The organism is Cellulosimicrobium sp. NPDC055967, from assembly GCF_042269845.1.
Taxonomy (GTDB): Bacteria; Actinomycetota; Actinomycetes; order Actinomycetales; family Cellulomonadaceae; genus Cellulosimicrobium.
In genome coordinates this window covers 1-26,623 of sequence record NZ_JBHJYJ010000016.1, presented here as the reverse complement: position 1 = coordinate 26,623, position 26,623 = coordinate 1, and the positions used below count along the sequence as shown (strand labels likewise).

Genomic DNA, 26,623 nt, shown 5'->3' with positions numbered 1-26,623 from the left:
AGTCCCCTTCCCGCGTCAGGTCCACGGGGGGTGCGAACCCGGGGGCGTGGCCCACGCAGAAGGAGAACCATGACCAGATCCTCGCTCCGGGTCCTGTCCGCCGCGCTCGTGGCCGGCGTCGTCGTGACCGCCACGGTCACCTCCCCCGCCCTGGCGTCCGAGCCCGACCTGCGCGTCGTGACGTGGGACCGCACGGCCCCGACCGACCCGACCGCCGACGCCACCGACGCGCAGGTGTCCAGCGGGGAGAGCTGCGCGGTGCAGGCCCAGCCCCTCCTGCCCGGCCAGGACCCCGCCACGCTCCCGCCGGCGCCCGAGGTGTGCTTCGACTCGCTCGAGGAGGCGCTGGAGTTCGCCTCGCGCGGCGACGTCGCCGCGGCACGCCTCGCCGACGCGACGCCCGCCGACGTCGAGGGGCTGGTCACCGAGCTCAACGCGTCGGCGGCGGCGTCCGCCGGGACGGCGCGCGCGACCACCGCGGCGGCGAGCTCGCTCGTCCTGGGCGTGCTGTGGCGGGACGCCAGCTACAAGGGCGCGTCGAAGGTGCTCTACGGCTCCGGCACCAACGGCTGCTACGGCGGGTCCACGTACGGGTTCCCGAACCTCGCGAACCTGCTCATGAACAACGTCGTCAGCTCCGCCACGACCTACGCGGGCTGCTGGGTGACCCTGTACGACTCGTACAGCTACGCGGGGACGAAGAAGAACTGCACGCCGCACTGCGCGACGCTCGGCTCGTTCGACAACAGGGCGTCCTCGGTCGTCTACCGCCCGGTCGGCCAGCTCGGCTGAGGCGTCACGCGGCCCCGCCGGGCACGTCGCTCGACCAGCGACGGGCCCGGCCCGCCCCGAGCCGGGCGGGGCTCACCTCGCGCACGGTGACGCGGCGTCCCAGGAGGTGCCCGACGGCGTCACCCGCGGCGCGCGCGGCCCTCGCCCCGACGTCGCCGGCCGCGTCGGGCACGACGTCGAGCACGACGTCCCCGTCGGCCGCCTGGTGGAGCTGCCACGCGGCCATGCCGTGGGCCTGGAGGTGCTGGGCGGCGTCGACCGACGGCACCCACGCGCCGTCGGGCCGCAGGTAGCGCACGGGCGACCGGCCCTCCAGGTCGTGCAGCTCGACCCGCTCACCGCGCCGCACGATCCGCGCGCGGTCGCCGGTGCGGTAGCGCAGCAGCGGCAGGTACGGGTTCTCGTCGACCGTGACGACGACCTCGCCGAGGTCGCCGTCGGGGACGGGCGCGCCGCCGCCGTCGAGGATCTCGACCCAGACGCGCCGGCCCGCGACGACGACGAACGGTCCCGCGTCCGTGCGGGCCGCGACCGCGCCCGTCTCGCGCAGCCCGTAGAGGTCGACGACGGGGACGTCCCACGTGGCGCGCAGGCGCGCGCGGGCGACGTCGGACAGGTGCGCGGCCCCGCTGACGAGCGCGACCGGGTGCAGGGCGAGACCCTCCTCCGCGAGCCGGGCGAGCGCGAGGAGCGGCAGCGGCGAGCTCGACACCACCTGCGGGTCCTGCGCCGCGAGGAACGCCGCGCGGTCGCCGGGGTGCGCCCACGCGCCGGGGTCGAGGTTGACGCGCGCCATGCTCGGTGCGGCGACGCCGGGGCCGCGCCGGAACCCGGTCATCGCTGACGCGTACGTGAACGCCTCGCGCTGGTCCACGAGGTTCATCAGGCCCAGGCGGCCGGGCGCGGGCTCCCAGGCCGCGCCGGCGCCCGCTGCCGGATCGGTGATGAGGTGCTGCAGCAGCACGAGGTCCGCCGCGACGGCCACGGGGTGCAGCGGGACGCGGACCGCCGCGCCCGTGCTGCCGGAGCTCGTGCCCTCGAGCACGCGCCCGAGCGGCACGTCCACGGGGACGAACGACGCCACGTCGTGCCGCAGGTCGTCGCGCGTGACGGGACGGACCGCGGTGAGCGGCGACCCGGCCCGGCTCTCCCCGCGGTCGCGCGCCCGGCGGTACCGCGGCACGACGGCGTGCGCCCGGTCGACGAGGGCGCCCACCCAGGCGGGCGGGGCGGAGGGCGCGGCCGCGACGCCGGGGGGCGCGGCCGGGCCCTCGGAGCGGCTGCCGGGACGGGCGTCGACCGCGGCTTCGACGTGGGTGCCGGCGCGGGAGTCGGCGCGCCCCGCGGCGAGGCGGGCCGCGACCTCGTCGAGCACGGGCAGGTCGTCGGGGCGCAGCCGGTCGCCGGTGACGTGGACCCAGGCGGGCGCGGCGGGGTGGTCCCGCACCGCGTCGAGCGCGGCGCGGCCGGCGTCGTCGAGCGTGGGCCAGCGCTCGGCGTCGGTGAGCGCGACCGCCGCGCCGGGCGCGTACTCGTCGAGCGTGAGGTCGGGGGCGTCGTCGGGTGTCGTCATGGAGTCCTCGTCAGGAGCTTCGCTAATAGTTGGCGTACTGCGCGGCGGCCTCCTTGGCGCGCTTCTCCGCGAGCTCGCGTGCGAGCTGCTCGGCGCGGCGCGCCTCCTGCGCCATCTCGCGCGCGATCCGGCGCTGCTCCGCGGTGCTCACGGCCGCCCACCGGTCCTGGGCGACCTCGGGGCTCTCGCCCGCGGGCCGCAGCCCGAGCTCGCGCAGCACGGCGCGGGCCAGCTCCTCACGCGCCGTCGGCGCGTGCAGCCACTCGTCCGGTGTCCGGAGCAGGGCGAGGGCGGGCACGGTCTGCTCGACGACCCGCACGAGCGCGCCCGGCGTCACGGCGGCCCGGGACGCGGGCGCGGCGAGCAGGTGCTCGTCGCGCAGGAGCCAGCAGACCGTCCCGGCGAGCGCCGCGTACGGGGCGTGCGTGCACAGCGCCGCGACGGCGGCGCGCTGCGGGCCGTGCAGCACGCCGACCGCGCCGCCGCCGGCGAGGAGGTCCGCGGTGTCGCCGACGAGCGCGGCGGCCACGACCACGGGGTGGTCCAGCACGTCCGGAGGCGTGTCGGCGAGGCGGTGCACGACGTCGGCGAGCGCGGGGCCCTCGACCGTCGGGCGGGTGTGGTCATCGGCCACGGTGGGCTCCTTCCGGTCGGCTGCTCGTTGTCGTGCTCCTCGACGGTGTGCTCGCCGGGGCACCGGCCGAGGCACCCCACAGCTCGCGTGCGAAGGCGCGGGCGAACGCGACGAGGTCGTCCTGGGTCTGCACGGCGTGGACCCGGTAGCCCACGGCGTGCTCCCGCACGGTCTCGGCGCCCTTCGCCGAGACGTCCAGCACGAGCGTGCCCCCGCCCCCGGCGGCCGCGACGGCGCGCGCCGCGACGCCCTCGTGGGGCGCCACGAGCTCGGTGTCGGGTCGCGCGCCCCAGCGGATCCGGACGACGTCGTCGAACATCGACACGACGCCGTCGTCGGAGATGACGGCGACGTGGCACGGGCGCGTGCGGGTCGGCGGGGCACCGGTGGCCGGGTCGCCGAGGTGCGTGCGCTCCAGGAGCGGGACCGGGAACGACGTCGAGCCGCCGAAGTGCGCGACGACCGCGTCGAGCACGCGGTCCTCGTCGCGCACGAACCCGTCCGTGCCGGCGACCTGCCGCGGCCCGCTCCACGTCGTCGCCTGCACGCGCGCCCCGGCGCGCAGGGCCGAGAGCGCGAGGACGGCCCCGGCGAGCGCGATCGGCGCGACGCGGCGCGTCGGGTCGGGCATCGAGCCGGACGAGTCGAGGTAGAGGTCGAGGTCGACGGGGACGCGGTCGGGCTCGTCACCCGTGTCCTCGTCGACCGACCGGCGCACGGTCGTGAACCCGGGCACGACGACGGGCGAGCGCAGCAGCGTCCCGGTCCAGTCCACGTCGCCCAGCTCGTCGCCCACGTCCCACTGCTCGTGCGCGCCGAGCAGCGGCTCCGTGGCGCGCACGTGCTCGCGCACGGGGAACGGGACGAGCAGGGGCGCGGCGTGCTCGCGGTACCAGCGCCGGGCCGACGCCGCGGCGTCCGTCGTGAGCCCGAGCAGCCGGAGCGTCGCGTCGTAGTCCGCCGGCGCGAGGGCCTGGCCGGTCGCGTCGTGCGCGCCCTCGCCGTCCGTCCCGGGCGCGTGGTGCGCGGCGTCCGTCGCGGGGTCGTCGGCCGTCCCCAGCCCGAGGTCCCCGACGACGCGCGGGTCGAGCACGGGGTGCCGCACCGGCTCGGCGGCGCGCGGGTCGGTCGCGAGCCCGCCGGGGACCGCCCCGGCCACCTCGTCCTGCCCGCAGACCACCTCGGGCAGCGTGGACCGCCGTCGTTGCAGGTGCCGTCGGCGGGCCTCGCGGTCCCCGTGCTCGGGCCGGGCCTGGCGGCGGGGGTCCTTCGCCGTGGCGAGCGACCCCGCCTCCGACGCGAGCAGCGTGCGCAGGAGCGCGGCGAACCCCGCGGCGCCCCCGACGGGGTCGTCGGCGTAGGCGCGCACGAGCCGCGCGACGAGCGTCGCCTCGCGCTCGGCCACCGGGACGTCGGACGCCGTGAGGTCGCCGCGCGGCAGGCCCCACAGGATCTCGTCCGCGCGCAGCACGGTCTGCATCACCGTGCTCGTCCCCGGCCCCAGCGCGCGCCACAGCCTGGCGAGGTCGATCCCGGCGCGGCGCTGCAGCCGGTCGTTGATGAGCAGGTCGCTCCACAGGTTCGCCGTGAGCGGCGCGAGCTGGTCCTGGTCCACGAGCCCGGCGCGCGTGCGCGCGACGAGGAGCGCGCTCGTCGTGAGGTCGCCGGGGGACAGCACGTGGTGCCCCACCTCGTGCGCGAGGACCGCGACCGCGTGGTCCTCGATCCCCAGCTCCACGACCTCGGCGAGGTCCACGTGCACGCTCACGCGCGTCGTCGAGAACCACGCGAACGACCCGACCCCCTCCGGGACCGTGGCGGGGCCGTGCAGCGTCGGGGCGCCGAGGCGCGTGAACCGGCCCCAGGCCGCGAGCGCCTCGGGCCACGCGGCCTGCCACCGCCGGCGCAGCGCCCCGAGGTCGGCGCGAGGTCGCTCGTCGGGCAGCGCCCCGACGGGTTCCGGCGTCGGCGCGCTCACCGGGGCCACCGCACGAGGAGGACGTCGTACGAGCCGGTCCGGCTCAGCAGCGCGAGCCGGCCCGACGGCGTCTCGACCACCGCGGCGCCGCTGACGTCGGTCAGGGCTGCGTCGGGGGCCGGGGCGGGGGCCGGGTCGGGGGCCGGTTCGGGCGTGGGCCGTCCGGCGGGACTGTGGTCCGACCCGTGCAGGCCCTGGTCGTCGACGTCGGCGCGCGGCGGCGTGACCGCGCCGGTGGCGTGGTCGCCCGCGCCCGGGGCGCGCGCGACGAACGCGCCGTGGACGTCGGCGACGAGCGTCCACTCGACCGTCTCGGCGCCGACGGTCGCGGTGTCCGGTGCGGTGCCCACGGCGGTCGGCGGGCCGTCGCCGGTCGAGAGCAGCACCCAGCGCAGGCCGGGGTGGCGCGCGTCGGCGCCGACGACGAGCGCGGGCGACAGCCACGGGCCGCCGAACCCGCGGAAGCCGCCGAAGCGACCCAGGACCTGCGCGGGCCCGGGAGCGCCCGGGAGCCGGACCCACCGCGTCCCGGCGGGCTCGTCGCCCTGCCCGGAGGCGGGCCACCACCACGGGTCCGCGGCGTGGCGGTCGAGCACGGCCCGCAGCCCCGCGGCGTCGGCCGTCCCGTCCGCCTCGGACGCCTCGGACGCCCCGGACGCCCCGGACGCCCCGGACGCCCCGGACGCGGGGAACGACAGCGCGGCCCGCGCGACCGGCTCCGGGAGCGACCGCGCGGCGTCGAGCGCCGCGTCCCGGTAGCGCACGAGCCCGCTGCGCCACGCCGCGACGAGGACCGCGCGTCGGACCAGGTCCGCCGCGGAGGGTCCCGGACCGACGTCCGCCGGGCTGCCGACCCCGACGGCGGCCGCGTCGACCACGCGCGCCGCCCACGCCGTCACGTCCCCGCGCGCCCCCGGACCGCCCCCGACGGCCCGTGCGGCGTCGACGACCGCCGCGACCGTGGCCGCGGGGGCGAGGGCGAGCCACGGCGCGAGCCGCGGGACGACGTCGAGGAGCGCGCGTCGCTCCGGTGCGCCAGGACGCCAGCGACGCGCGGCGGCGAGCCGCGCGAGCGCGTCGACGAGCGCGTCGCACGTCGCTGCGAACGCGTCCGCACCGAGCTGGCGGGCGAGCGGGTCCGCGGCCGCGGCCACCTCCCGCACCGCGTCGGCGAGGATGTCGCGGTCCGCGCCGAGCGCGAGGGCCCGCGCGAGGACGGCGTCGTACCGCTCCCGTTCGGCGAGCGCGCGGTCGGCGAAGGGCGGACGACCCGCGGGGGCCGCGTCCCCGGCCGACGGCGACCGTGCGCCGTCGGGCAGCGTCACGCGCCGCTCCAGCGCAGCCAGGTGAGGTAGTTCGTGTACCGCTGGTGGGCGTACTTGAGCGCGAGCGCGTCCTCGTACACGTGGCCGTGCAGCTTGGCGTGCTTCTCCCACGACGCGAGCACGTGCTCGATCCGGGCGAGCCGGCGCAGCACCTCCGCCTCGGGCAGCCCCTCGAACCCGGCCGCGACGTCCGCGAGGACCGCCCCGACGTCGTCCTGGTCGTCGAGGCCGGCGGCGTCGTACTGGCGGCACGCCGTGTCGAAGAGGTCGCGGATCCACGACACGCGGTCCGAGCGCAGCGGCTCGCGCTCGCGGTCGTCGAACGGGGCCGACTGCAGGTCGGGGAGCAGCTTGTCGTGCAGCACGAACGGGAGCACGGCGCGCAGGTCGGCGAGCTCCACCTCGGCGTCCCCGCGGAAGTACGCCATCGCCTTCGCGTACGCGACGAGCGACTGGAGCGCGCGCACCGACAGGCCGTTGAGGGTCTGCGCACCCACGTCGCCCAGCCGGTCGCGGCCCGTGTCCGCCGTCGCCACGAGGTGCGGGTCCACGCCCGCGACGCGCGCCGTGTCCTTCGTCCGGTACTCGAACTGCCACCCCGCGCGCTCCAGCACCTCGAGCTGGCTCGCGAAGAACTCGAGGCGGCGGCGCACCGGCTCCGGGAACGGGACGGCGAGGATCGCGGCGTGCAGTGCGTCGTGCTCGGCGGCGTCGAACACGATCTCCGGCGGCACGTTGTCCTCCGGGCGCACGCGCCGCTCGGCCCGGGCCACGAGGTCGCCGAGGAAGCGGTTGTTGAACGGCAGCGCGTGCACGACGACGTCGATGCGGTCCCGCAGCGCGTCGACCACCTGGTACGTGCCGCCGCCCGCGTCGTCGTTCGCCGTGAGGTACCAGGCGGCGTCGCCCGTCTCGTAGACCTGGTCGTACACCTCGACGTACCCGTCCGCGAGCACGGTGAGCAGCGCCGACTGCGTGCGCGTCGGGATGCGGTTGTACTCGTCGACGATCTTCACGCGCATGCCCAGCCACGACCGCCACGCGACGTCCACGTCCGCGAGGCTGTCCGCCTGCACCAGGTCCTTGGGCAGGGGCGTGCCGAACAGGTCCGACACGGTGAGCTGCGGGTGCCCGTGCTGCATCGCGCGGCGCACGTCGCGCACCGGGTAGCCCGCGAGGACGCCCATGAGCACGGCGCTCGCGGTCTTCCCGCGCCCCGGCCCGCCGATCATGAGGCACCGCCCCCGCACGGCGAACGTCAGGAGCGGCAGCAGCACGAAGCTCGAGTACGACTGGTCGCTCGGCAGGGTGAGGAGCGCCTTCGAGTCGCCGAGCCGGAAGCTCGTCTCCCGCGCGCCGGGCGCCGCGAACTCGACGTCGTAGTGGGGGCTGATGATCGCGTGGTTGACGACCCAGAAGTACGCCTGCCGTAGCTTCTCGTCGAGCGGCAGCCCGCCCCGGGCCACGCCGTCGTCGGGGCCCGCCCCGGTGACGGGCGTGCCGAACAGGTCGTCGACGCCCAGGGCGAACGGGTCGCGCCCGTCAGCCGGCCCCGCGGGCTGCGGCCGGGTCGGCGCGGAGGACACGTGCTCGAGATCGGTCACGGGCCGATCCTGCCACCGTCCCGCGCGGGGCGCGGGGACGTCCGTGCCAGGTCCGCGGGGCTCGCCGGGGCGGGTCCGCGGATCAGAAGGCGTCGGTGCCGGCCTGGGGGAGCGGGTCGGCCACGTGGCGCGGGGTCGCGAGCAGCGGCCCGACGGCGGCCAGCGCCTGGGCGAGGCGGCTCGCCCGGCCACCGCGCACCTCGAACCACGGCACGCCCGGGCGGCGGCCGTCCGGCGTCGGCAGCTCGGCGGGGCCGAGGTGGTGCACGACGTCGGCCGGGTCCGCCAGGCACGGGCCGGTCGTGGCGAGGACGTCGCGGAACCGGTCCTGCATCGCGTGCCGCACGTGCTCGCCGTCGCGCAGGCCGTCCTGGACGAACGGGATCTCGTCGCCGGTGAGGACGTAGAGGTCGGGGCGGCGGGCGGCGGCGAGCGCCTCGACGCTCGGGGAGCGGTGGCCCACGTAGCGCTCGTGCCACAGCGTGGTGGCGAGCACGTCGGTGTCGCACACGAGGAGCGGGACGGGCGACACCGCGGCGGCGTCGTCCTCGCGCCGTGCCTGCTCGCGCGCGACGAGGTCGAACTCGGCGGTGTGCCACGGCGCGGCGAGGCCGCCGGGCCGGACCTCGGACCACTCGCGCCCGAACTCCAGCACGGGGTCGAGCCCGAGGTGGGCGGCGAGGTCGGTCGCGAGGGTCGTCGAGCCCGTGGACTCGGCACCGAGCACGACGACGCGCCGCACGTACCAGGAGCGGACCGGCGCGGGCAGCGCCCACCAGTGCGCGGCGGGGTCGGCGCGGACGGCCGAGCCGGACACGGGCAGGTGGCGGCGGTCGGGGTCCACCTGGACCCACGTGGCGTCGAAGCGCCGCGCGAGCTCGACGCCGTACCGGTCGGAGGTGAGCACCGCGTCGACGGGCGGGTCGTCGGGGTCGAGCAGCGACTGCATGACCTTCACGTGCTCGTCCCACGCGTGCGGGTCCGCGTAGTCGACGGGGGCGTCGTCGAGCCCGTGCACGACGCGCGCACCGGGCAGCTCGGCCCGCAGCCACTCGGCGCGCAGCGCGGCGGGGATCGACTCGCTCGTCGAGGCGAGCACCTGGACGGTGACGCGCTCGCAGCGCGCGAGCGCGGTGCGGACGAGGTGCACGTGGCCGGCGTGCGGTGGGTAGAACTTGCCGATGACGAGGCCGTGGGCGAGCCGCGTCACCGGGCCGGCTCCGCGTCGTCGGGCACGGGGGCCGGGCCGGCGGCGCCCGGCTCGGCGAGGCCCGCGCCGTCGTCCCTGGGCGCCCCGGCGCCCGGCGTGCGCAGGGCGGCGGACCACTCGCGCAGGCCCTGGACGCACAGCGCGACGAACCCGACGTAGAGCGCGGCGGTGAGCCACAGCCCCTGGCTCGCGTAGAGCCCGACGAGCACGACGTCCGTCGCGATCCACACCCACCAGTTGCCGACCCACTTGCGCCCCAGCATCGTCTGCGCGAGCAGGCTCGACGACGTCGTCAGCGCGTCCCAGAACGGCACCGCCGAGTCGGTCCAGGTGGTGAGGACCGCGACGAGCGCGGCCGTGGTCGCCGCGGCGGCGACGAGCCCGACCACCCAGGCGGCGCGCGGCGTCCGGTGCACGACGAGGCGCCCGCGGTCGGCGCCGCCGCGCAGCCACCAGTACCAGCCGAGCGCGCCGAGGACGAGGTACACGACCTGCAGTCCCGCGTTCGCGTACAGGCCCGTGCCCGTGAACAGCACGAGGAACACCACGTTGTTGGCCAGCCCGACGGGGAACGTCCACACGTTCTGCCGCACCGCGAGCCACACGCACGCGGCGCCCGTGACGAACCCCAGGATCTCCTCGACGCTCACGGGCGCACACTCTACGGGCGCGCCGCCGAGAGCCCGGGCGGTGCTCGTGCGAGCGCACCGCGACTTCGGCACCTGCGGTCGAGATCGGCGACTGCGACCGCCGATCTCGACTGCGACCGCCGATCTCGACCCGGACTGCCGATCTCGGGGGACTGTGACGTGCGCCGCGCTCGGGGGCAGGCGGGCCGTCGGGGCGTTACGGTCGGGACGAGCCCGGGTCCCTCCCGGGTACCCCGACGTCGAAGGAGATCTCGCATGCCCACGCGTATCGCTCGTACCGCCTGGAACGGTGGACTGCAGGACGGTCAGGGCCAGGTCGAGCTGTCGAGCTCGAAGGTCGGCACGTACGACGTCTCGTTCCCGCGCCGCGCCGCGGACGACGCGGGCGGCGTCACGAGCCCCGAGGAGCTCATCGCCGCCGCGCACTCGTCCTGCTACGCCATGCAGTTCTCGGCCGTGCTCGCCGAGGCCGGCGCGACGCCCGTCTCGCTCGAGGTGACCGCCGAGGTCACGCTCGCGCCGGACCCCGCGGGCGGCTTCCAGATCCCGACGATCGCGCTCACGGTGCGCGGCGAGGTCGAGGGCATCGACGCGGCCGGGTTCCAGCAGGCCGCCGAGACGGCCAAGGCGACGTGCCCCGTGTCGAAGGCGCTCGCGGGCGTCCCGACGGTCACGCTGGACGCCGCGCTCGAGAGCTGACGCGCGCCACCGTGCCGATCGCGACAGAGGGTCGTCGTCCGTCCGGACGGCGACCCTCCGTCGTGCTCGGCGGTGGTCGAGATGCGGAACGGGCTGGTCAGCGGGGGAGGAGCGGCGGGGTCGAGGTCCCGGCGCCGTCGCGGATCCCGCCGACGAGCTCGGTGAGCGTGTCCTTCGCGCCGTGGGCCGGGTGCCACCGCAGGAGCTCCCCGGCGAGGCTCGTGTCCAGCACGGGCACGCGCATCGCCATGTCGAGCCAGCCCTCGCCCACCGGCGCCAGGCGTGCCCGCCACGCGGCCGCGACGGCGGTCCGCGCCGTCCCGTAGGGGACGGTGCGCAGCGAGCCGTCAGCGACGACGTCCGCCACGTCCTGCGGCGTGAGCACCGTGGGATGGGCGACGTTGAACGGCCCGGGGTGCCGGCCGACCACGATGCGCGCGTACGCCTCGGCCACGTCCTCCGCGTGCACCACCTGGAGGCGCAGCCCCTCGGGGAGGGGGACGGCGGGCAGGGGGGAGCGGCGGAGCACGCGCGTGCCGAGCGGGCCGAGGAAGTACCGCGCGATCTCGGACGCGGCGTCGCGCTGGAACACCAGGGCCGAGCGCACGCGCGAGACGACGATCCCGCTCCGACGGTCGAGGTCGTCGAGCAGCGTCTCGACGGCCGCCTTGTCCTCGGAGTACGACGAGCCGGGGATCCCCTCGACGGGCCAGCCCTCGTTGACCGGGGTGTCGCGTGCGTCGCCCGCGTACGGGGCGGGGGAGTATGCGCCGACGGACGACGCCACGACGACGTGCGCGACGCCGGCGCGCTGCGCCGCCTCGACGACGCGGCGCGTGCCCTCGACGTTGACGCGGCGCAGGCGCTTGCGGTCGTGGCTCGGCTGGATCGCCCACGCGAGGTGCACGACGACGTCCGCTCCGGCGAGCGCGGCGTCGAGCCGCTCGTCCGCGTCGGCGGCGGCGACGTCCGCGTACCGCCACGTCGCCGCGTCGTGCGGGGCGCGCACCGTGCTCGACCCGTCCGCGCGCGGCACGCGCCGCGCGACCGCGACGAGGGACGTCACGACGGGTTCGGCCGCGAGCCGGCGCAGCACCGCCGTGCCGACGTTCCCGCTCGCCCCGACGACCACCACGCGCATGCGCTGCCTCCCGACCTCGTCCGCCCCGCCCTGTGTCCGTGTGTGGCGGGCGCTCTCCCGACGCTAGCCCGCCGCGCCCGAGTTCGCCCGGGCGATGGCGAGGACGGCGCCGCGCGCGGGCTCGGGGAGCTCGGGGACGAGGACGACCGCGCTCGCGAGGACGAGCCGCTCGATCTCCGCGCGGGACGGGTCGCTCCCGCCGAGCCATGCGGCGGTGACGTTCTCGACGAGCGCGACCCAGCCCGCGGCGATCAGCCGGAGGCGCGGCGACGTGAGCGGCGCGCCGGACGTCGCGGAGACCGTGGAGGTCAGCCGGGCGACGAGGCCCTCCCGGACGCGCGCGAGCGCCTCCTGCGTCGCGTCGTCCTCGGCGAGCGCGCCGCGCCACAGGTCCTGCCAGACGAGGCGGCGGGTCTCGACCGCGTCGAGGAACGACGCGACGGCGAGCGCCGGACGCTCGGCGAGAGGACGATCGTCCGGTGCGACGGTCGCCGCCTCGAGCCCCGCCACGGCCTCGAGCGCGACGGCCCGGCGCAGTCCCGCGGTGGACCCGAAGTAGTGGAAGACGAGGGCCTTGGACGCTCCCGACCGCGCGGCGACGACCGCGGGGGTGAGGGAGTCCAGGCCGTGCTCGTCGGCCTGCCGCGCGGCGGCGTCGAGCAGCTCCCGACGGCGGTCGGCGGGCTCGCGACGGCGGCGTGCGCCGGGCGGCGGGCTCGGCGCGCCGGCCGGGGCCGGGGCGCCGGACGAGGGAGCGGGCGTGCGGGGCATGACATCCGTTGTACGCCGTTGTTGACCGCGAGTCAACAAGAGGCGTAGCGTTGTTGACCGTGAGTCAACGGCGTCCTCGGGGAGGACCGGGGACCCACGAGAGGGAAGAGCCGGGATGCAGATCACGCTGACGGACGTCCGCGTCGACGGGCGGCGCGAGCCGATGCTCGAGCCGATGGACCTCGCCTGGTCCACGGGCGAGAGCGTGCTCGTCGCGGGCGAGCCCGGGCACGGGCACACCGCCCTCGCCCTCGTCGCCACGGGACGGTTCGATCCGTCCGCGGGCGAGGTCCGGCTCCTGCCCGCGAGCGCGCCGTCACGGCGGTCCGGACGGGCCGCGCGCGGCGCCGCCGCCACCCTGCGCGACGTGACCGCCGTCGTCGACGTCCCCGGCATCAGCGAGCCCGACGACGCGCTCACCGTGTCCGACGTCGTCGCCGAGGGCCTCGCGCTCGCCGGACGACGGTCGCTGCCCTCCGACGTCACCCGCTGGCTCGCCGACCACTCCCTCGCCGCCGACCGCGGGCGGCGCCTCGACCAGGTCCCCGGGGTCGTGCGCACCGCGCTCCTCGCGGCGCTCGCGGCCGAGGACCCCGACGTCCGCTTCCTCGTGCTCACCCTCCCGGACCGCCACGGCGGCGAGCCGTCGGGCTGGTGGGAGGTCGCGCAGTCCCTCGCCGCCGCGGGCTACGGCGTGCTCGTGCAGTGCACGCGCGCCTCGGCCCGCGACCTCGGCGTCGACCTGCCACCGGCCCGCGGCGCCTCGATCCACGAGCCTCCCGTCGTCGTCCTGCGCACGCGCCCGACCTCGCCGCCCGCCCCGGACCCGGTGCCTGATCCCGACCAGGTCACGGACGCTGCCGAACCCGGGGTCGCTCCCCAGGCTGGCGACGAACTGAGGAACGATCCCGGGTTCGACGCGCGCGCCGACGTCGAGAACGACCAGGAGGGCCGATGACTGCGATCCGCCTCGGGCTGTCCGAGCTCCGGCGCCTCGCCGCCGGCACGCTGCCGCGCCTCGCGATCCTCGCGATGGCGCTCATCCCCACGCTCTATGCGGGCCTCTACCTGTTCGCGAACCACGACCCGTACGACAAGCTCGACGAGATCCCCGCCGCGCTCGTCGTGCTCGACGAGGGCACGACGACGACGGACGCCCAGACGGGGGCGACGACGCGGCGCGACTTCGGGCGCGACGTCGCCGACCAGCTGCTCGACGACGGCGGGTTCGGCTGGGTCGAGACGAGCCAGGTGGACGCCGAGTACGGCGTGCGGTCCGGGCGCTACGACGCCGCGCTCGTCATCGGCCCGACGTTCTCCGCCGACCTCGCGTCGGCGGGCGAGTTCGCGCCGCAGCAGGCGAGCCTCACGCTCATCACGAACGACGCCAACAACTACCTCGCGCGCACCATCGCGGACCAGATCGTCGGCAAGGTGCGCGACTCCATCGCCGAGCAGGTGGGCACCGAGGCGGCGGACACGTTCCTGCGCGGCTTCGCGTCCATCCACACCAACCTCGCCGACGCCGTGGACGGCGCGGACCAGCTCCTCGACGGCGCGACGCAGCTCCGCGACGGCCTCGTCACCGCGGACGACGGCGCGCACACCCTCGCCGACGGCGCGGGCCGGGCCGCCGACGGCGCCGAGCGGCTCGACGCGAGCACCGGGACGCTCGCGGACGCCGTCGGGCAGCTCGACGACGGCGCCGAGTCCCTGGCCTCCGGGCTCGGGACGCTCCGGGGCGCGACGTCGTCGCTGCCCGACCAGACACGCCAGCTCGCCGACGGCGCCGCGCAGGTGGCGGACGGGAACGCGCAGGTCGCGCAGTACGGGCAGCAGGCCGCCGACGCGGCGGGCCAGGTGCTGCCCGCGCTCGACACGGTCCGCGGCGACGTCGACGCCCGGCTCGACCAGCTCGTCGCCGACGGCGTCCTCGACCAGGCGACCGCCGACCAGGTCCGGGCGCAGGTCGCGCCCGTGCTCGACCAGCAGCGCGAGCAGGTCCAGGCCGCCGTCGACCAGGTGACCGCGGCCTCCGGGAAGCTCGACCAGCTCGCCGACGGCTCGCGCCAGGTGTCGGACGGCGCCGCCCGGCTCGCGGCCGCGACGCCCCAGCTCTCCGCCGGGATCGCGACGGCGGCCGACGGCGCGGACCGCCTCGCCGACGGCACCGGGCAGCTCGCCGCCGCGACCCCGCAGCTCGTGGACGGCGTCGCGCAGCTCGCCGACGGCACGCGTCAGGTGTCCGACGGCGCGACCTCGCTCGCGGACGGCACGTCGCAGCTCCGCGACGGGTCCGGCGAGCTCGTCGACGGCGTCACCCAGCTCCGCGACGGGCTCGCCGAAGGGCTCGGCCAGGTGCCGGACCTCGACGAGCAGACTCGCCAGGACACGGCAGAGACGATCGGCAACCCGGTGTCCGTGAAGAACGAGGCGCTGTCGTCCGCCGGCACCTACGGCGGCGGCCTCGCGCCCTTCTTCCTGTCGCTCGCGACCTGGATCGGCGCCTACGTGCTCTTCCTGCTCGTGCGCCCGCTGTCCTCGCGGGCGCTGGCCGCGGGCCGTTCCGGCCTGGCCACCGCCCTGGGCGGGTGGCTCACCCCGGCCGCGATCGGCGTCGTGCAGGTCGCCGCGATGTTCACGGTGACCAAGTTCGCGCTCGACATCGACCCGGTGCACGGCGTCGGGACCGCGCTGTTCCTCGTGCTCGTGTCCGCGACGTTCGTCGCGATCCTCCAGGCGCTCAACGTCTGGCTCGGTGCGGCCGGGCAGTTCCTCGGGCTCGTCCTCATGCTCGTCCAGCTCGTCACCGCGGGCGGGACGTTCCCGTGGCAGACCATCCCGCAGCCGCTGCGCTCGATGCACCAGTTCCTGCCCATGACGTACGCCGTCGAGGGCCTGCGACAGCTCCTGTATGGCGGCAACATGGCGACGGTGACCCGCGACGTCACGGTCCTCCTCCTCGTCCTGGCCGGTGCCCTCGCCGTCACGACCCTCGCGGCCCGCCAGCAGCGCGTCTGGACCATCAAGAAGCTCCAACCGGAGCTCGTCCTCTGACCCGCGAGGTAGAGCCCTGGTCCGCCGAGGTAGAACCCTGGTCGGTCGAGGTAGAACCCTGGTCGGTCGAGGTAGAACCCTGGTCCGCCGAGGTAGAACTCTGGTCCCGCGAGGTAGAACGCTGGTCGGTCGAGGTAGAGCCGCGGTTGTGCCCGACGGCGTGTGGTTGCGTTGGGTGGTCGGGGTGGGTGGTGGTGCCGCGTCTACCATCCGCCGCTCGTTCCTCGCGGCTCCCGCCAGGCCCGCCACGACGCGGCACCACCACCCACCCCGACCCGGTTTCGTCTCGCCCTGGTCTGTGTTCGCCTCGGGCGACTGCCTGCGGTGTCGGGTTGGTCCGGCGACGCCCTGTTCGGGTCGTGCCGTTGTCGCCGCGTAGTCCGCGGTCTCGCCGTCGGTGTGTCGTGGTCGTCCGATGTCCGACGGCGGCCGGCCCGCCGGTGGTCCGACCACGGTTCTCCTTCGGCCAACCACCGTTCTACCTCGCGTGACCAGGGTTCTACCTCGGCGGACCAGGGTTCTACCTCGCGTGACCGGAGTTCTGCCTCGGCAGGCCCGGCGGGCCGGGCCGCCTCCCGTCTTCCTGGCGGTGCGCGGGCGATCACGAGGCTAGGACGAAGGCGACGGCCGAGCGGTGGGGGTGGGCTCGGATGCGAAGGGGCGTCAGAGCCGCGCTCCAAGAACCCCCACCCGAACGACCATGGTGACGGCGCGGCAGCCCCGAGCACCGAGACCACCCCCACCGCGAACCCACGCCGCGGGCCTGAGACCCGACCACGCCTCTACCTCGGCCGACCAGGGCTCTACCTCGGCGGTTCGGAGAGCCACGGGGCGGACGGTTCCGGGGCTCCGGGCGCGAGGGTGCGACAATCGCGACGTGTCCGCTGAGATCGACGCCACCCCGACCCCTGCCCCGCAGCACGACGGGAACGGTTCGCGGCGGTCCGGCTCCCGCGCGACGACGTCGCCGGAGGCGGAGCGCGCGGCCGCTCTCCGCGAGGCCGAACGCGCGGCCGACGTCGCGCGCACGGCGCTCGCCGAGGCGCTGCGCACGGTCGTGCGCGGCGGGGTGGACTCCTCCACGCGGCGCCGGGCCGAGTACTCGACGGACGCGTCGAACTATCGCGTCGTGCCCGAGGCCGTGGTGTACCCGCAGGACGCGGACGACGTCGTCGCGGCGCTCGACGTGCTGCGCGAGCTCGAGGTGCCGGTCACGGCACGCGGCGCCGGGACGTCGGTCGCGGGGAACTCGATCGGGCCAGGCGTGGTCCTGGACTTCACGCGGCACGTGAACCGCGTGCTCGACGTGGACCCGGAGGCGCGCACGGCGCGCATCGAGCCGGGCGTCGTGATGTCGGCGCTCCAGCAGCAGGCCGCGCCGCACGGGCTGCGGTTCGGGCCGGACCCGTCGACGCAGAACCGCGCGACGCTCGGCGGCATGATCGGGAACAACGCGTGCGGGCCGCACGCCGTCGCGTACGGGCGCACGGTCGACAACGTGATCGAGCTCGACGTCGTCGACGGCCGCGGCCGCCGCTTCACGGCTGGCAAGGGCGACCCGACGTTCGCCGACGTCCCCGGGCTCGCGGAGCTCGTCCGGGAGAACCTCGCGCTGATCCGGACGGAGTTCGGGCGGTTCGGGCGCCAGGTGTCGGGGTACTCGCTCGAGCACCTGCTGCCGGAGAACGGGTCGGACCTCGCGAAGGCGCTCGTCGGCACCGAGGGCACGCTCGTGACGATCCTCGAGGCGACGGTCCGCCTGGTGCCGGTGCCGTCCAAGCCGACGCTCGTCGTGCTGGGCTACCCGGACATGCCGTCCGCGGCCGACGACGTCCCGACCTTCCTGAACCTCAGCCCGCTCGCGGTCGAGGGCCTCGACGCGCGGCTCGTCGACGTCGTGCGTCGCGCCAAGGGCGACGCGTCCGTCCCGCCGCTGCCGCCGGGCGCCGGCTGGCTCATGGTCGAGGTCGGGGGCGCGACCCCTGAGGAGGCGATGGCGAACGCGGAGGCGATCGTCGCGGCGTCGGGCAGCGAGGCCACGATGATGCTGCCCGCGGGACCCGAGGCGACCAAGATGTGGCAGATCCGGGCCGACGGCGCGGGGCTCGCCGGGCGCACGCCCGCGGGCGAGCAGGCGTGGCCGGGCTGGGAGGACTCCGCCGTCCCGCCGGAGAAGCTGGGTGACTACCTGCGCGACCTCGACGCGCTCATGGCGCGCTACGGCGTCGACGGCCTGCCGTACGGGCACTTCGGCGACGGGTGCGTGCACCTGCGCATCGACATCCCGCTCGAGGCGTCGGGGTCGGTGCTGCGCACGTTCATGCTGGAGGCGGCCGAGCTCGTCGCGAAGTACGGCGGCTCGCTCTCGGGCGAGCACGGCGACGGCCGCGCACGCTCGGAGCTGCTCCCGGTCATGTACAGCCCCGAGGCGATCGCGCTCATGGAGCAGTTCAAGGCGCTGTTCGACCCGCGGGACGTGATGAACCCGGGCGTCGTCGTGCGCCCGAGCGCGGTCGACGACGACCTGCGCCGCCCGCACGCGCACCCGTTGCTCTCGAAGGTCGGCGCGCCGGGGACGCCCGGGACGAGCACGGCCGCGCCCGCGAAGGTCACGAAGATCTCGCGTCGCGCCGGCTACCAGGGCTTCTCGTTCGCGCACGACCACGGCGACATGACCCAGGCCGTGCACCGCTGCGTCGGTGTCGGCAAGTGCCGCGCCGACACCAGCGCCGCGGGCGGCTTCATGTGCCCGTCGTACCAGGCGACCAAGGACGAGAAGGACGTCACGCGCGCCCGCGCCCGCGTGCTCCAGGAGGCCGTGAACGGCACTCTCGTCGGCGGTCTCGCGGCGCCCGAGGTGCGCGACTCGCTCGACCTGTGCCTGTCCTGCAAGGCGTGCTCGAGCGACTGCCCCGCGGGTGTCGACATGGCGCAGTACAAGTCCGAGGTCCTCTACCGTACGTACCGCGGCAAGCTGCGCCCGGTCGACCACTACTCGCTCGGCTGGCTGCCGATCTGGGCACGGCTCGCGACCGGCATGCCGCGCCTGGCCAACAAGCTGCTCGGTTTCCGGCCGCTGGCGAAGACGGTCCTCTGGGCGGGCGGCATGGACACGCGCCGCTCGATGACCACGTTCGCCGAGGTGCCCTTCCGCACGTGGTGGAAGCGCGGCGGCGCGACCCAGGGCGTGCCCGGCCTGCGCATCGGCGAGCGGCCCGGCCACCCCGTGCGCGACGAGCGCCCCAAGGTCGTGCTGTGGACCGACTCGTTCAGCGACAACATGTCGCCGGGCGTGCCGCAGGCCGCCGTCAAGGTGCTCACCGCGGCGGGGTACGACGTCGTCGTGCCGGACGAGCAGGCGTGCTGCGGCCTCACGTGGATCAGCACGGGCCAGCTCGACGGCGCGCGCAAGCGCCTGGAGAACCTGCTGTCCGTGCTCGGCCCGTACGCCGTGAACGGCATCCCGATCATGGGGCTCGAGCCGTCGTGCACGGCCGTGCTGCGCTCCGACCTCGTGGACCTGTTCCCCGACGACCCGCGCGCCCAGGCCGTGTCCGCGGCGACGCGCACGCTCGCCGAGCTCCTCACGTCGGTCGACACCGCGCCCGGCCGCGAGTCCGGGTGGCGCGTGCCCGACCTGTCGGACGTGACCGCCGTCGTGCAGCCGCACTGCCACCAGCACTCGGTGATGGGCTTCGCCGCGGACGAGCGGCTGCTGCGCGACGCGGGCGCGACGATCAAGGTCCTCGCCGGCTGCTGCGGCCTCGCGGGCAACTTCGGCATGCAGAAGGGCCACTACGAGACGTCGGTCGCGGTCGCGGAGAACGCGCTGCTGCCCGCGCTGCGCGACGCCGCCCCCGGCGACGTGTACCTCGCGGACGGGTTCTCCTGCCGCACCCAGGCCGACGACCTCGCCGGCGTGCAGGGCAAGGCCCTCGTCGAGCTGCTCGCCGAGCGGCTCTGAGCGTCACGCTGCGCGGCCGGGTCGCCCGACGGCGTGCGGTCGCCCGGGTGGGCGGCAGTCAGCCGTGCGCGGGGTGCACGTCCGTGATCGCGTAGCACTCCTCGTCGTCGATCGCGCGCGGCATCGGGTCGAGCGTGAGCGACGTCGGGTAGCCCAGCTCGCCGTCGAACGCGACGTCGGTGACGTCGTCGTGGCGCTCGTCGACGAGGTCGAGGAACCCGTCGACCGTGCGGCCACCGCTCTCGACGTACGACTCCGGGGTCATCTCCAGGTGCGCGAGGCTCGCGGACACCGCGACCACCTCGCCGCCCACGACCTCGACGTCGAAGTCCCCGACGAGGTTCCGCTCGCCGCACGACGACGTGAGCGTGAACGCGTAGTCGTCGTACCCCGCCGCGGCCCACCGGTCCCGCGCGTCCGACAGCCCGGCGACCGGCCACGACACGCCCGCGGGCGCGCACGCGGACGCCCCGGCCGAGAGGGCGAGCAGGCCGGCCAGGGCGAGCGCCGCCGTCGTCCGGGACGGGCGGGGGCGGGGCGGCGTCGTCTCCATGCCCTGCTCGTGTGCCCGGGTGTCCCGGTCTTGCGGTCGCGGGGACCCGTGCACGTTCGTGCACCGAGATGCGGTCGCTCGTGCCCGGCGTGAGCATGGCAGGGGAGCGCCACCGCGGGCGGCGCTCCTTTCCGGTCGTCGGCGGTGAGAGGGAGTGGCATGTACTACTCGAGCGGCAACTACGAGGCTTTCGCGCGACCGCGCAGGCCCGAGCGGACGGACCGGATCGGGTCCGTCCATCTCGTCGGAGCGGGGCTCGCCTCGCTCTCTGCGGCGGGCTTCCTCGTCCGCGACGGTCAGGTCCCGGGCGAGAAGATCACCGTCTACGAGCGCCTCAAGCTCCCCGGCGGTGCTCTCGACGGCATCAAGGAGCCGCGGCGCGGGTTCGTCATCCGCGGCGGGCGCGAGCTCGAGGACCACATGGAGTGCCTGTGGGACCTGTTCCGCTCCGTGCCGTCGATCGAGACCGAGGGGGTCTCGGTCCTCGACGAGTTCTACTGGCTCAACAAGGACGACCCGAACTTCTCGCTCCAGCGCGTCACCGAGGACCGCGGCAAGGACGCGCGGTTCGACAACCTGTTCCGCCTCGACGAGAAGGCGCAGAAGGAGATCACGAAGATCTTCCTCGCGCGGCGCGAGGACATGGAGGGGAAGTCGATCGAGGAGGTGATGTCGAAGCACTTCCTCGACAGCCAGTTCTGGCTGTACTGGCGCACGATGTTCGCGTTCCAGGAGTGGCACAGCGCGCTCGAGTTCAAGCTCTACCTGCACCGGTTCATCCACCACGTCGGCGGCCTGCCCGACCTCTCGGCGCTGAAGTTCACCAAGTACAACCAGTACGAGTCGATGGTGCTGCCGCTCACGCGCTGGCTCATGGACCAGGGCGTCACGTTCCGGTTCCACGTCGAGGTCACCGACGTCGACTTCGAGCTCGCGCCCGACCGCAAGGTCGCGACGCGGCTGCACCTGCTGGACCACGGGGCAGGCCACGAGTCCGGTGGCGCCGCCGTCGAGCAGACGATCGACCTCGGCGAGGACGACCTCGTCATCGCGACCATCGGCTCGCTCACGGAGAACTCCGACAACGGCGACCAGCACACCCCCGCCCGCCTGGACACGGGGCCGGCGCCCGCGTGGGACCTGTGGCGGCGCGTCGCCGCGAAGGACCCGGCGTTCGGCCGGCCCGACGTGTTCAGCACCGACATCCCGCGCACCAAGTGGCAGTCCGCGACCGTCACGACGCTCGACCGGCGCATCCCCGAGTACATCGAGCGCATCTGCAAGCGCGACCCGTTCAGCGGCAGGGTCGTCACGGGCGGCATCGTCACCGCGCGCGACTCGGCGTGGCTCATGAGCTGGACCGTCAACCGGCAGCCGCACTTCAAGGCGCAGTCGCCGGACGAGATCGTCGTGTGGGTGTACGGGCTGTTCGTCGAGACGCCGGGCGACTACGTGAAGAAGCCGCTCCAGGACTGCACGGGCGAGGAGATCACGCAGGAGTGGCTGTACCACCTCGGCGTCCCCGAGGCCGACATCCCGACTCTCGCCGCCGAGGCCGCGAGCTGCGTGCCCGTGATGATGCCGTACGTCACGGCGTTCTTCATGCCCCGGCACGCGGGCGACCGGCCGCAGGTCGTGCCCGACGGCGCGAAGAACTTCGCGTTCATCGGCCAGTTCGCCGAGACGACGCGGGACACGATCTTCACGACCGAGTACTCCGTGCGCACCGGGATGGAGGCGGCCTACCAGCTCCTCGACCTGGAGCGGGGCGTCCCCGAGGTCTTCAACAGCACGTACGACGTCCGCAAGCTGCTCGCCGCGGTGAGCGCCCTGCGCGACGGGGAGGAGCTCGACCTCCCCGGGCCGCGGATCCTGCGCGACCGGCTCCAGAAGAAGGTGGACGCCACGGAGATCGGCGAGCTCCTCGCCGAGTTCAGCCTCCTGTCCCACGACGAGTGACCTCGCGGCCCGGCGTGGCAGCATCGGGCGCATGTCGACACCGGAGGACCTCGCGCGACGCTACCTCGGCTGGCTCCTGCTGACCGCGGGCACACGAGCCGAGCGTCTGCGGTCGGAGGCGGAGGTCGAGGTCTCGGAAGTGGCACGGAGCTGCGTCGAGCACGACGCCGACCCGTTGCCGCTGCTCGACGCGCTCGTCGCGCAGGCCGTCGCGAGCGAGGACGAGCGCCTCGTCACGTGGCTCGGAGCGGGGATCGTCGAGGAGGCGATCGTCGGGCGGCCCGACCTGGCTGGTCGCATCGCCGCGCGATGCCGGGCGGAGCCGGCCTGGAGCCAGGTCGTGCGGGGGGCGTGGGTGGAGGAGCGCCGGGCGCGCGACCTCCCTGACCCGCTCCCCGCGCTCGTCACCGTCCTGAAGGGCTGACGGCGCTCCTGCGGGCGCTCCGCACCGCGTCGGCGAGGCGGGCGACGGCCTCGTCGACGCGGGCGTCGGCGAGGTTGCCGTACCCGAGCACGAGGGTCGTCGACCGCTCGGCGGGGCGCACCTGGTAGCGGCGCAGGTCGACGACGGTGACCTCGCGCCGCGCGGCCTCGCGCACGACGTGCGCGGCGTCGGGCGCGGGGTCGTCGGGTGAGCCGGGCAGGGTGAGCAGCGCGTGCATCCCCGCCGCGATGCCGCTCACCGCGGCACCCGGCAGCTCGCGCGCGAGGGCGGCGAGCACGGCGTCGCGACGGCGGCGGTACCGGCCGCGCGCGGCGCGCAGGTGGCGGTCGTACCCGCCCGCGGCGACGAACCGCGCGAACGTGAGCTGGTCGACCGTGGACGGGGCCGCCGTCGGGCCGTGCGTCGTGGCGGCCGCGCGCACCACGGACTCGCGCCAGCGCGCGGGCACGACCATCCACCCGACGCCGAACGCCGGGCTCATCGTCTTGCTCACCGAGCCGAGCAGGACCACGCGGTCGGGGTCGAGCTGCTGGAGCGCGGCGACGGGCCGACGGTCGTAGCGGAACTCGGCGTCGTAGTCGTCCTCGACCACGAGGCCGTCGACGGCACGGGCCCACGCGAGCACCGCCTCGCGCCGCTCGGGGGCGAGCGCGGCGCCGGTGGGGAACTGGTGGGCGGGCGTCAGCAGCGCCGCGCGCGCCCCGGTCCGCCGCGACGCGGCGACGAGCGCGTCCACGTCCGCGCCCGCGTCGTCCACGGGGACCGGGACGGGCACGAGGCCGACGCGCCCCGCGACGTCGCGCAGCACCGACCAGCTCGGGTCCTCGACGAGCACGTGCGTGTGGCCCGCCTCGACGAGCGCCGCGGCGACGCGCGCCATGCCGTCGGTCGCTCCGCGCGCGAGCACGACGGCGTCGTCCGGCCCGGCGACGACGCGTGCCCGGCGCAGGTGGTCGGCGACGACGGCCCGCGCGTGCGGGTGCCCCGGGGGGGCGGGCTGGCCGAGGTCGTCGTTCGACGCGTCCGCGAACGCCTCGCGCGCCGCGCGGAGCCACGGGTCGCGCGGGACGTGCCGCAGGTCGGGCACGCCCGGGGCGAGGTCGAACCGGGCGCGTGCGCTGGTGCGTGCCCGGGCCGACCCCGCGGCCCGCCCGGAGTCCGGGAGGGTGGGCGCGGGTCGACGGTCCGCCGCTCGTCCCGCACGACCTGCGTCGTGACCTGCGCCCGCCCCGGGCCCCACCGGGTTCGTCGGCCGGGCCGCGGCGGAGACACGCGTCGCGGAGCCGGTGCGCGCCTCGAGGAACCCCTCGGCGACGAGCTGGCCGTACGCCTCCGTGACGACCCAGCGCGAGACCCCGAGCGTCTCCGCGAGCTGTCGGCTCGGCGGCAGCGCGGCGCCGACGGGGACGCGCCCGGCGCGCACCGCGTCGCGGACCGCGCGCTCGAGCCGCTCGACGCGCGAGCCCGGCCCCGTCCCCAGGTCGAGCAGCGCCTCCCAGGCGAGCTCCGCCGTCGGGCCGGGGCGCGCGACGGCCGCGGCCGGACCGGCCACCGACGAGGAATTGGTCTGGTTCAGCACCATGGAATCGGACCGTACACCCGTGCCGATCTCTCCGTAGCGTGGAGCACGTCATCAGGACCACGGGTCCACCACGGACCACTCGGGTCCACCACGAACCTCGGGAGACCACCATGCGGTACCGCACCATCGGCGACGGGCGCACCTCCTTCGACGTGTCGACCCTGTGCCTCGGCACGATGAACATGGGCACGCTCGTCGACGAGGACACCTCGTTCGCGATCCTCGACCGCTTCGCCGAAGCGGGCGGGACGTTCCTCGACACGGCGAACAACTACAGCCTGTGGGCCGGCGGCCACGGCCGCGACAGCGAGGACCTGCTCGGCCGCTGGCTCGCGAGCCGCGGCGTGCGCGACGAGGTCCGCATCGCGACCAAGCTCGGCGCGGCCAAGAAGGACCCCGCCCTGCCGCTGCAGAACGTCGAGCCCACGAACTTCCAGGGCCTCGGCGCCGACGTCATCGGGTACGAGGCGCACGAGAGCCTGCGCCACCTCGGCATCGACCACGTGGACGTGCTCTACGGGCACGTCGACGACCACGAGACGCCGCTCGCCGAGACGGTCGGCGCGTTCGGCAAGCTCCAGGCCGAGGGCGTCGTCGGCATCACGGGCATCTCGAACGTCGCGCTGTGGCGCGTCGTCGAGGCGCGCGAGGAGGCGCTGCGCCAGGGCGTCGCACCCTACGGGCTCGTCCAGCAGAACTTCACCTACGCCTACCCGACGCCCGCGGTGGGCCGGCACAACTGGGCGTCGTACGAGCTGCTCGACTACGCGGCGTCCACGGGCGTCGACGGGCGCCCGCCGCTCGCCGTCACCGCGTACTCGCCCATCCTCCAGGGCGCGTACGTGCGCCGCGACAAGCCGCTGTGGGACGGGTTCGACCACCCGACCACGCGCGAGCGCATCCGCCTCCTCCACGAGGTCGCGGGCGAGCTCGGTGCGACGCCCAACCAGGTCGTGCTCGCCTGGCTCCTCGGGGGCGAGCACCCGGTGGTCCCGCTCGTCGGGCCGAGCACGATCGAGCAGCTCGACGAGCTGCTCGGCGCGGCGGACCTCGACCTCGACCCGGAGCTGCGCGCCCGCCTCGACGCCGCCTGAGCCGGCGCGCCCCCGCCCGGTCCGACGCTCCGCCGTCGGGCCGGGCGGGCCGGACGACGCGGCACGTCGCCGGGTAGGGTGCGGGGACCTGCTGCCGGACCGTGCCGAGGGGGCCACGTGGAGTTCCAGGACGTCGTCCGACGCCGGCGCATGGTGCGCCGGTTCACCGACGAGCCGGTCGCCCCGGACGCGGTCGACAGCCTCGTGCGCAACGCGGTCCGCGCGCCGAGCGCGGGGTTCGCGCAGGGGTGGTCGTTCCTCGTGCTCACCGAGCCCGACGACGTCGCGCGCTTCTGGGCGGCGAGCTCGCCCGAGCAGCCCGAGCGGAGCATGAGCACGTGGCTCGCGGGGATGCGCACCGCGCCCGTGCTGGTCGTGGTCCTCACGTCGAAGGACGTCTACCTCGACCGGTACGCCGAGGACGACAAGGGCTGGGCCGACCGCGACGAGAACCGCTGGGCCGTGCCGTACTGGCACGTCGACGCGGGGATGGCCGCCCTGCTCATGCTGCAGACCGCCGTCGACGAGGGGCTCGGCGCGTGCTTCTTCGGCGTCGCGCCGGGCGAGGTCGCGCGGCTGCGCGCGGCGTTCGACATCCCCGACACGTACGCCCCGACCGGGGTCGTCGCCGTCGGGCACCCCGCCGACCGGGCGACCACGGGCTCGCCGCGACGTCGCGAGCGCAAGCCGCTCGACGACGTCGTGCACCGCGGCCGGTGGGGTGGTCGGTCATGACCCGCGGGCCGCGTCAGGGCGTGGCGCTCGCGGTCGGGGTCGTGCTGGCCGTGGCCGTCGCGAGCGCGTGCACCGGGGGCCAGGCGCCCGACCCGACCGACGACGCGACCAGGACGAGCAGGCCGGACAGCGTCCCTGGTCCGGACGCGACCGACGGCTCGCCCTCCTCCCCGGACACCGAGCCAGGATCCGGGACGTCCCCGGGCGAGCAGGACGGGGCGACCGGCCCGGACCCGGGCGCCGCCCCGGTCGCCGATACCCCCGAGGTCGTGAGCCTGTCGGGGGCGCCGACCGCGGCGCCGCTCGTCGCGCGCGCGGGGTGGCAGGTCGTCGGGTCCGCCGGTGCGTGCGTGCTCTCGTGGCACGGCACGAGCGATGCCGCGCCTCCGACGACGGGCGCCCGCGAGGTGTCCGAGGCGCTGCTCGCGGAGACCGTCGACGCGGACGGCGGCGACCCGGCGGCCACGCGCGACGTCCTGCTCCCGCTCACCTCCGACGGCGTGGCGATCCAGGGCATGAACGCGGTGGCGCAGGACTGGGACGTCGACACCCCGCGGGGCCCGGTGCAGGTGCGGGGTGCTGCGCGCGTCGCGAGCGTGCCCACGTTCGACGGCGGCGCGTCGACCCAGTCCGTCGTGCTCGCGCTCGACTGTGAGGGCCCGCTCGACGAGGGCGCGTGGCAGCAGCTCCTCGCCGACGTGCGCGTCGGCCTCGTCGGCCCCGTGGAGGAGCCCGGCGCCTGGCCCTCGTAGCCGGCGCGTCGGTCAGACGGTATGAGTAGCTCCCGGGTCGGCCCGGGTCGCGCGGGCGGGGCCTCGCTATGAAGGTCGTGGGTTACCGAGCAGATTGCCCTGCCC

At 75.8% G+C, this 26,623-nt stretch carries 21 protein-coding genes; 10 read left to right on the top strand and 11 right to left on the bottom strand.

The features are described from left to right. Positions 1-69 precede the first annotated feature (69 nt). Positions 70-792: a hypothetical protein gene (locus tag ACFC2L_RS17170; RefSeq protein ID WP_375825548.1), complete on the top strand. Its 723-nt coding sequence runs from the start codon at positions 70-72 to the stop codon at positions 790-792. Positions 793-796: 4 nt separating this feature from the next. Here the strand turns inward: ACFC2L_RS17170 and ACFC2L_RS17165 are convergent, their stop codons facing one another. The 7 genes from ACFC2L_RS17165 to pnuC all read right to left on the bottom strand — a co-directional run bounded on the left by ACFC2L_RS17165 (position 797) and on the right by pnuC (position 9,766). Continuing rightward, complete coding sequence (locus tag ACFC2L_RS17165; protein ID WP_375825547.1) at positions 797-2,365, bottom strand: AMP-dependent synthetase; 1,569 nt, start codon at positions 2,363-2,365, stop codon at positions 797-799. A 22-nt stretch (positions 2,366-2,387) separates the two neighbouring features. Continuing rightward, entirely contained in the window at positions 2,388-2,999 is a 612-nt protein-coding gene (locus ACFC2L_RS17160; protein ID WP_375825546.1) for a hypothetical protein, read from the bottom strand. Further along, positions 2,989-4,977 carry a hypothetical protein gene (locus ACFC2L_RS17155; protein WP_375825545.1) on the bottom strand — a complete coding sequence of 663 codons (1,989 nt, stop codon included), beginning with the start codon at positions 4,975-4,977 and terminating at the stop codon, positions 2,989-2,991. The genes ACFC2L_RS17160 and ACFC2L_RS17155 overlap by 11 nt, the downstream gene beginning before the upstream one ends. Next, the gene (locus ACFC2L_RS17150) at positions 4,974-6,302 is read right to left on the bottom strand and encodes a hypothetical protein (protein WP_375825543.1); all 1,329 of its coding nucleotides are present in this window, start codon (positions 6,300-6,302) and stop codon (positions 4,974-4,976) included. The genes ACFC2L_RS17155 and ACFC2L_RS17150 overlap by 4 nt, the downstream gene beginning before the upstream one ends. Further along, entirely contained in the window at positions 6,299-7,906 is a 1,608-nt protein-coding gene (locus ACFC2L_RS17145) for an ATPase (protein ID WP_375825542.1), read from the bottom strand. The genes ACFC2L_RS17150 and ACFC2L_RS17145 overlap by 4 nt, the downstream gene beginning before the upstream one ends. 82 nt (positions 7,907-7,988) lie before the next feature. Next, positions 7,989-9,116, bottom strand: coding sequence for an AAA family ATPase (locus ACFC2L_RS17140; protein ID WP_375825540.1), 1,128 nt, complete (start codon positions 9,114-9,116; stop codon positions 7,989-7,991). Continuing rightward, positions 9,113-9,766 carry a nicotinamide riboside transporter PnuC gene (pnuC, locus tag ACFC2L_RS17135; RefSeq protein ID WP_375825539.1) on the bottom strand — a complete coding sequence of 218 codons (654 nt, stop codon included), beginning with the start codon at positions 9,764-9,766 and terminating at the stop codon, positions 9,113-9,115. The genes ACFC2L_RS17140 and pnuC overlap by 4 nt, the downstream gene beginning before the upstream one ends. 255 nt (positions 9,767-10,021) lie before the next feature. On the opposite strand from pnuC, the gene ACFC2L_RS17130 reads away from it, so the two are divergent. Beyond that, a complete protein-coding gene (locus tag ACFC2L_RS17130; protein ID WP_375825538.1) occupies positions 10,022-10,465 on the top strand; it encodes an OsmC family peroxiredoxin in 444 nt (147 codons plus the stop codon). Positions 10,466-10,562: 97 nt separating this feature from the next. Here the strand turns inward: ACFC2L_RS17130 and ACFC2L_RS17125 are convergent, their stop codons facing one another. Together ACFC2L_RS17125 and ACFC2L_RS17120 are read right to left on the bottom strand one after the other, a co-directional pair. Further along, entirely contained in the window at positions 10,563-11,606 is a 1,044-nt protein-coding gene (locus tag ACFC2L_RS17125) for an NAD-dependent epimerase/dehydratase family protein (protein WP_375825537.1), read from the bottom strand. Between the two features lie 63 nt (positions 11,607-11,669). Next, positions 11,670-12,377 carry a TetR/AcrR family transcriptional regulator gene (locus ACFC2L_RS17120; protein ID WP_375825536.1) on the bottom strand — a complete coding sequence of 236 codons (708 nt, stop codon included), beginning with the start codon at positions 12,375-12,377 and terminating at the stop codon, positions 11,670-11,672. 115 nt (positions 12,378-12,492) lie between these two features. Between ACFC2L_RS17120 and ACFC2L_RS17115 the strand changes: the two genes are divergently transcribed. The 3 genes from ACFC2L_RS17115 (at position 12,493) to ACFC2L_RS17105 (ending at position 19,398) form a co-directional block, all read left to right on the top strand. Further along, entirely contained in the window at positions 12,493-13,335 is an 843-nt protein-coding gene (locus ACFC2L_RS17115; RefSeq protein WP_375825535.1) for a hypothetical protein, read from the top strand. Continuing rightward, positions 13,332-15,434, top strand: coding sequence for a YhgE/Pip family protein (locus ACFC2L_RS17110; protein WP_375825534.1), 2,103 nt, complete (start codon positions 13,332-13,334; stop codon positions 15,432-15,434). Before ACFC2L_RS17115 ends, ACFC2L_RS17110 begins: the two co-directional genes overlap by 4 nt. Positions 15,435-16,479: 1,045 nt before the next feature. Next, positions 16,480-19,398: an FAD-binding and (Fe-S)-binding domain-containing protein gene (locus ACFC2L_RS17105; protein WP_375825601.1), complete on the top strand. Its 2,919-nt coding sequence runs from the start codon at positions 16,480-16,482 to the stop codon at positions 19,396-19,398. Positions 19,399-19,456: 58 nt separating this feature from the next. On the opposite strand, the gene ACFC2L_RS17100 is transcribed toward ACFC2L_RS17105, so the two are convergent. Continuing rightward, positions 19,457-19,951 carry a DUF6174 domain-containing protein gene (locus ACFC2L_RS17100; RefSeq protein ID WP_375825533.1) on the bottom strand — a complete coding sequence of 165 codons (495 nt, stop codon included), beginning with the start codon at positions 19,949-19,951 and terminating at the stop codon, positions 19,457-19,459. 159 nt (positions 19,952-20,110) lie between these two features. On the opposite strand from ACFC2L_RS17100, the gene ACFC2L_RS17095 reads away from it, so the two are divergent. Together ACFC2L_RS17095 and ACFC2L_RS17090 are read left to right on the top strand one after the other, a co-directional pair. Next, entirely contained in the window at positions 20,111-21,910 is a 1,800-nt protein-coding gene (locus tag ACFC2L_RS17095; RefSeq protein WP_375825532.1) for an oleate hydratase, read from the top strand. A 31-nt stretch (positions 21,911-21,941) separates the two neighbouring features. Then, on the top strand, positions 21,942-22,334 hold the full coding sequence (locus tag ACFC2L_RS17090) for a hypothetical protein (RefSeq protein WP_375825531.1): 393 nt from the start codon (positions 21,942-21,944) through the stop codon (positions 22,332-22,334). On the opposite strand, the gene ACFC2L_RS17085 is transcribed toward ACFC2L_RS17090, so the two are convergent. Then, on the bottom strand, positions 22,315-23,937 hold the full coding sequence (locus ACFC2L_RS17085; protein ID WP_375825530.1) for a PLP-dependent aminotransferase family protein: 1,623 nt from the start codon (positions 23,935-23,937) through the stop codon (positions 22,315-22,317). The two genes, ACFC2L_RS17090 and ACFC2L_RS17085, sit on opposite strands and share 20 nt — an antisense overlap. A 110-nt stretch (positions 23,938-24,047) precedes the next feature. On the opposite strand from ACFC2L_RS17085, the gene ACFC2L_RS17080 reads away from it, so the two are divergent. The 3 genes from ACFC2L_RS17080 to ACFC2L_RS17070 all read left to right on the top strand — a co-directional run bounded on the left by ACFC2L_RS17080 (position 24,048) and on the right by ACFC2L_RS17070 (position 26,518). Then, positions 24,048-25,031 (top strand): aldo/keto reductase, encoded by a 984-nt coding sequence (locus ACFC2L_RS17080; RefSeq protein WP_375825529.1) that lies wholly within the window; start codon positions 24,048-24,050, stop codon positions 25,029-25,031. A 117-nt stretch (positions 25,032-25,148) separates the two neighbouring features. Then, the gene (locus ACFC2L_RS17075; protein ID WP_375825528.1) at positions 25,149-25,766 is read left to right on the top strand and encodes a nitroreductase family protein; all 618 of its coding nucleotides are present in this window, start codon (positions 25,149-25,151) and stop codon (positions 25,764-25,766) included. Next, positions 25,763-26,518, top strand: a complete 756-nt coding sequence (locus ACFC2L_RS17070) for a hypothetical protein (protein WP_375825527.1) — start codon at positions 25,763-25,765, stop codon at positions 26,516-26,518. The genes ACFC2L_RS17075 and ACFC2L_RS17070 overlap by 4 nt, the downstream gene beginning before the upstream one ends. Positions 26,519-26,623 lie beyond the last annotated feature (105 nt).

Bases quoted from the DNA above. Each gene is read 5' to 3' on its own strand.
- ACFC2L_RS17170 (WP_375825548.1), top strand. From the start codon at position 70: ATGACCAGATCCTCGCTCCGGGTCCTGTCCGCCGCGCTCGTGGCCGGC.
- ACFC2L_RS17165 (WP_375825547.1), bottom strand. From the start codon at position 2,365: ATGACGACACCCGACGACGCCCCCGACCTCACGCTCGACGAGTACGCG.
- ACFC2L_RS17130 (WP_375825538.1), top strand. From the start codon at position 10,022: ATGCCCACGCGTATCGCTCGTACCGCCTGGAACGGTGGACTGCAGGAC.
- ACFC2L_RS17125 (WP_375825537.1), bottom strand. From the start codon at position 11,606: ATGCGCGTGGTGGTCGTCGGGGCGAGCGGGAACGTCGGCACGGCGGTG.
- ACFC2L_RS17120 (WP_375825536.1), bottom strand. From the start codon at position 12,377: ATGCCCCGCACGCCCGCTCCCTCGTCCGGCGCCCCGGCCCCGGCCGGC.
- ACFC2L_RS17115 (WP_375825535.1), top strand. From the start codon at position 12,493: ATGCAGATCACGCTGACGGACGTCCGCGTCGACGGGCGGCGCGAGCCG.
- ACFC2L_RS17110 (WP_375825534.1), top strand. From the start codon at position 13,332: ATGACTGCGATCCGCCTCGGGCTGTCCGAGCTCCGGCGCCTCGCCGCC.
- ACFC2L_RS17100 (WP_375825533.1), bottom strand. From the start codon at position 19,951: ATGGAGACGACGCCGCCCCGCCCCCGCCCGTCCCGGACGACGGCGGCG.
- ACFC2L_RS17095 (WP_375825532.1), top strand. From the start codon at position 20,111: ATGTACTACTCGAGCGGCAACTACGAGGCTTTCGCGCGACCGCGCAGG.
- ACFC2L_RS17090 (WP_375825531.1), top strand. From the start codon at position 21,942: ATGTCGACACCGGAGGACCTCGCGCGACGCTACCTCGGCTGGCTCCTG.
- ACFC2L_RS17085 (WP_375825530.1), bottom strand. From the start codon at position 23,937: ATGGTGCTGAACCAGACCAATTCCTCGTCGGTGGCCGGTCCGGCCGCG.
- ACFC2L_RS17080 (WP_375825529.1), top strand. From the start codon at position 24,048: ATGCGGTACCGCACCATCGGCGACGGGCGCACCTCCTTCGACGTGTCG.
- ACFC2L_RS17070 (WP_375825527.1), top strand. From the start codon at position 25,763: ATGACCCGCGGGCCGCGTCAGGGCGTGGCGCTCGCGGTCGGGGTCGTG.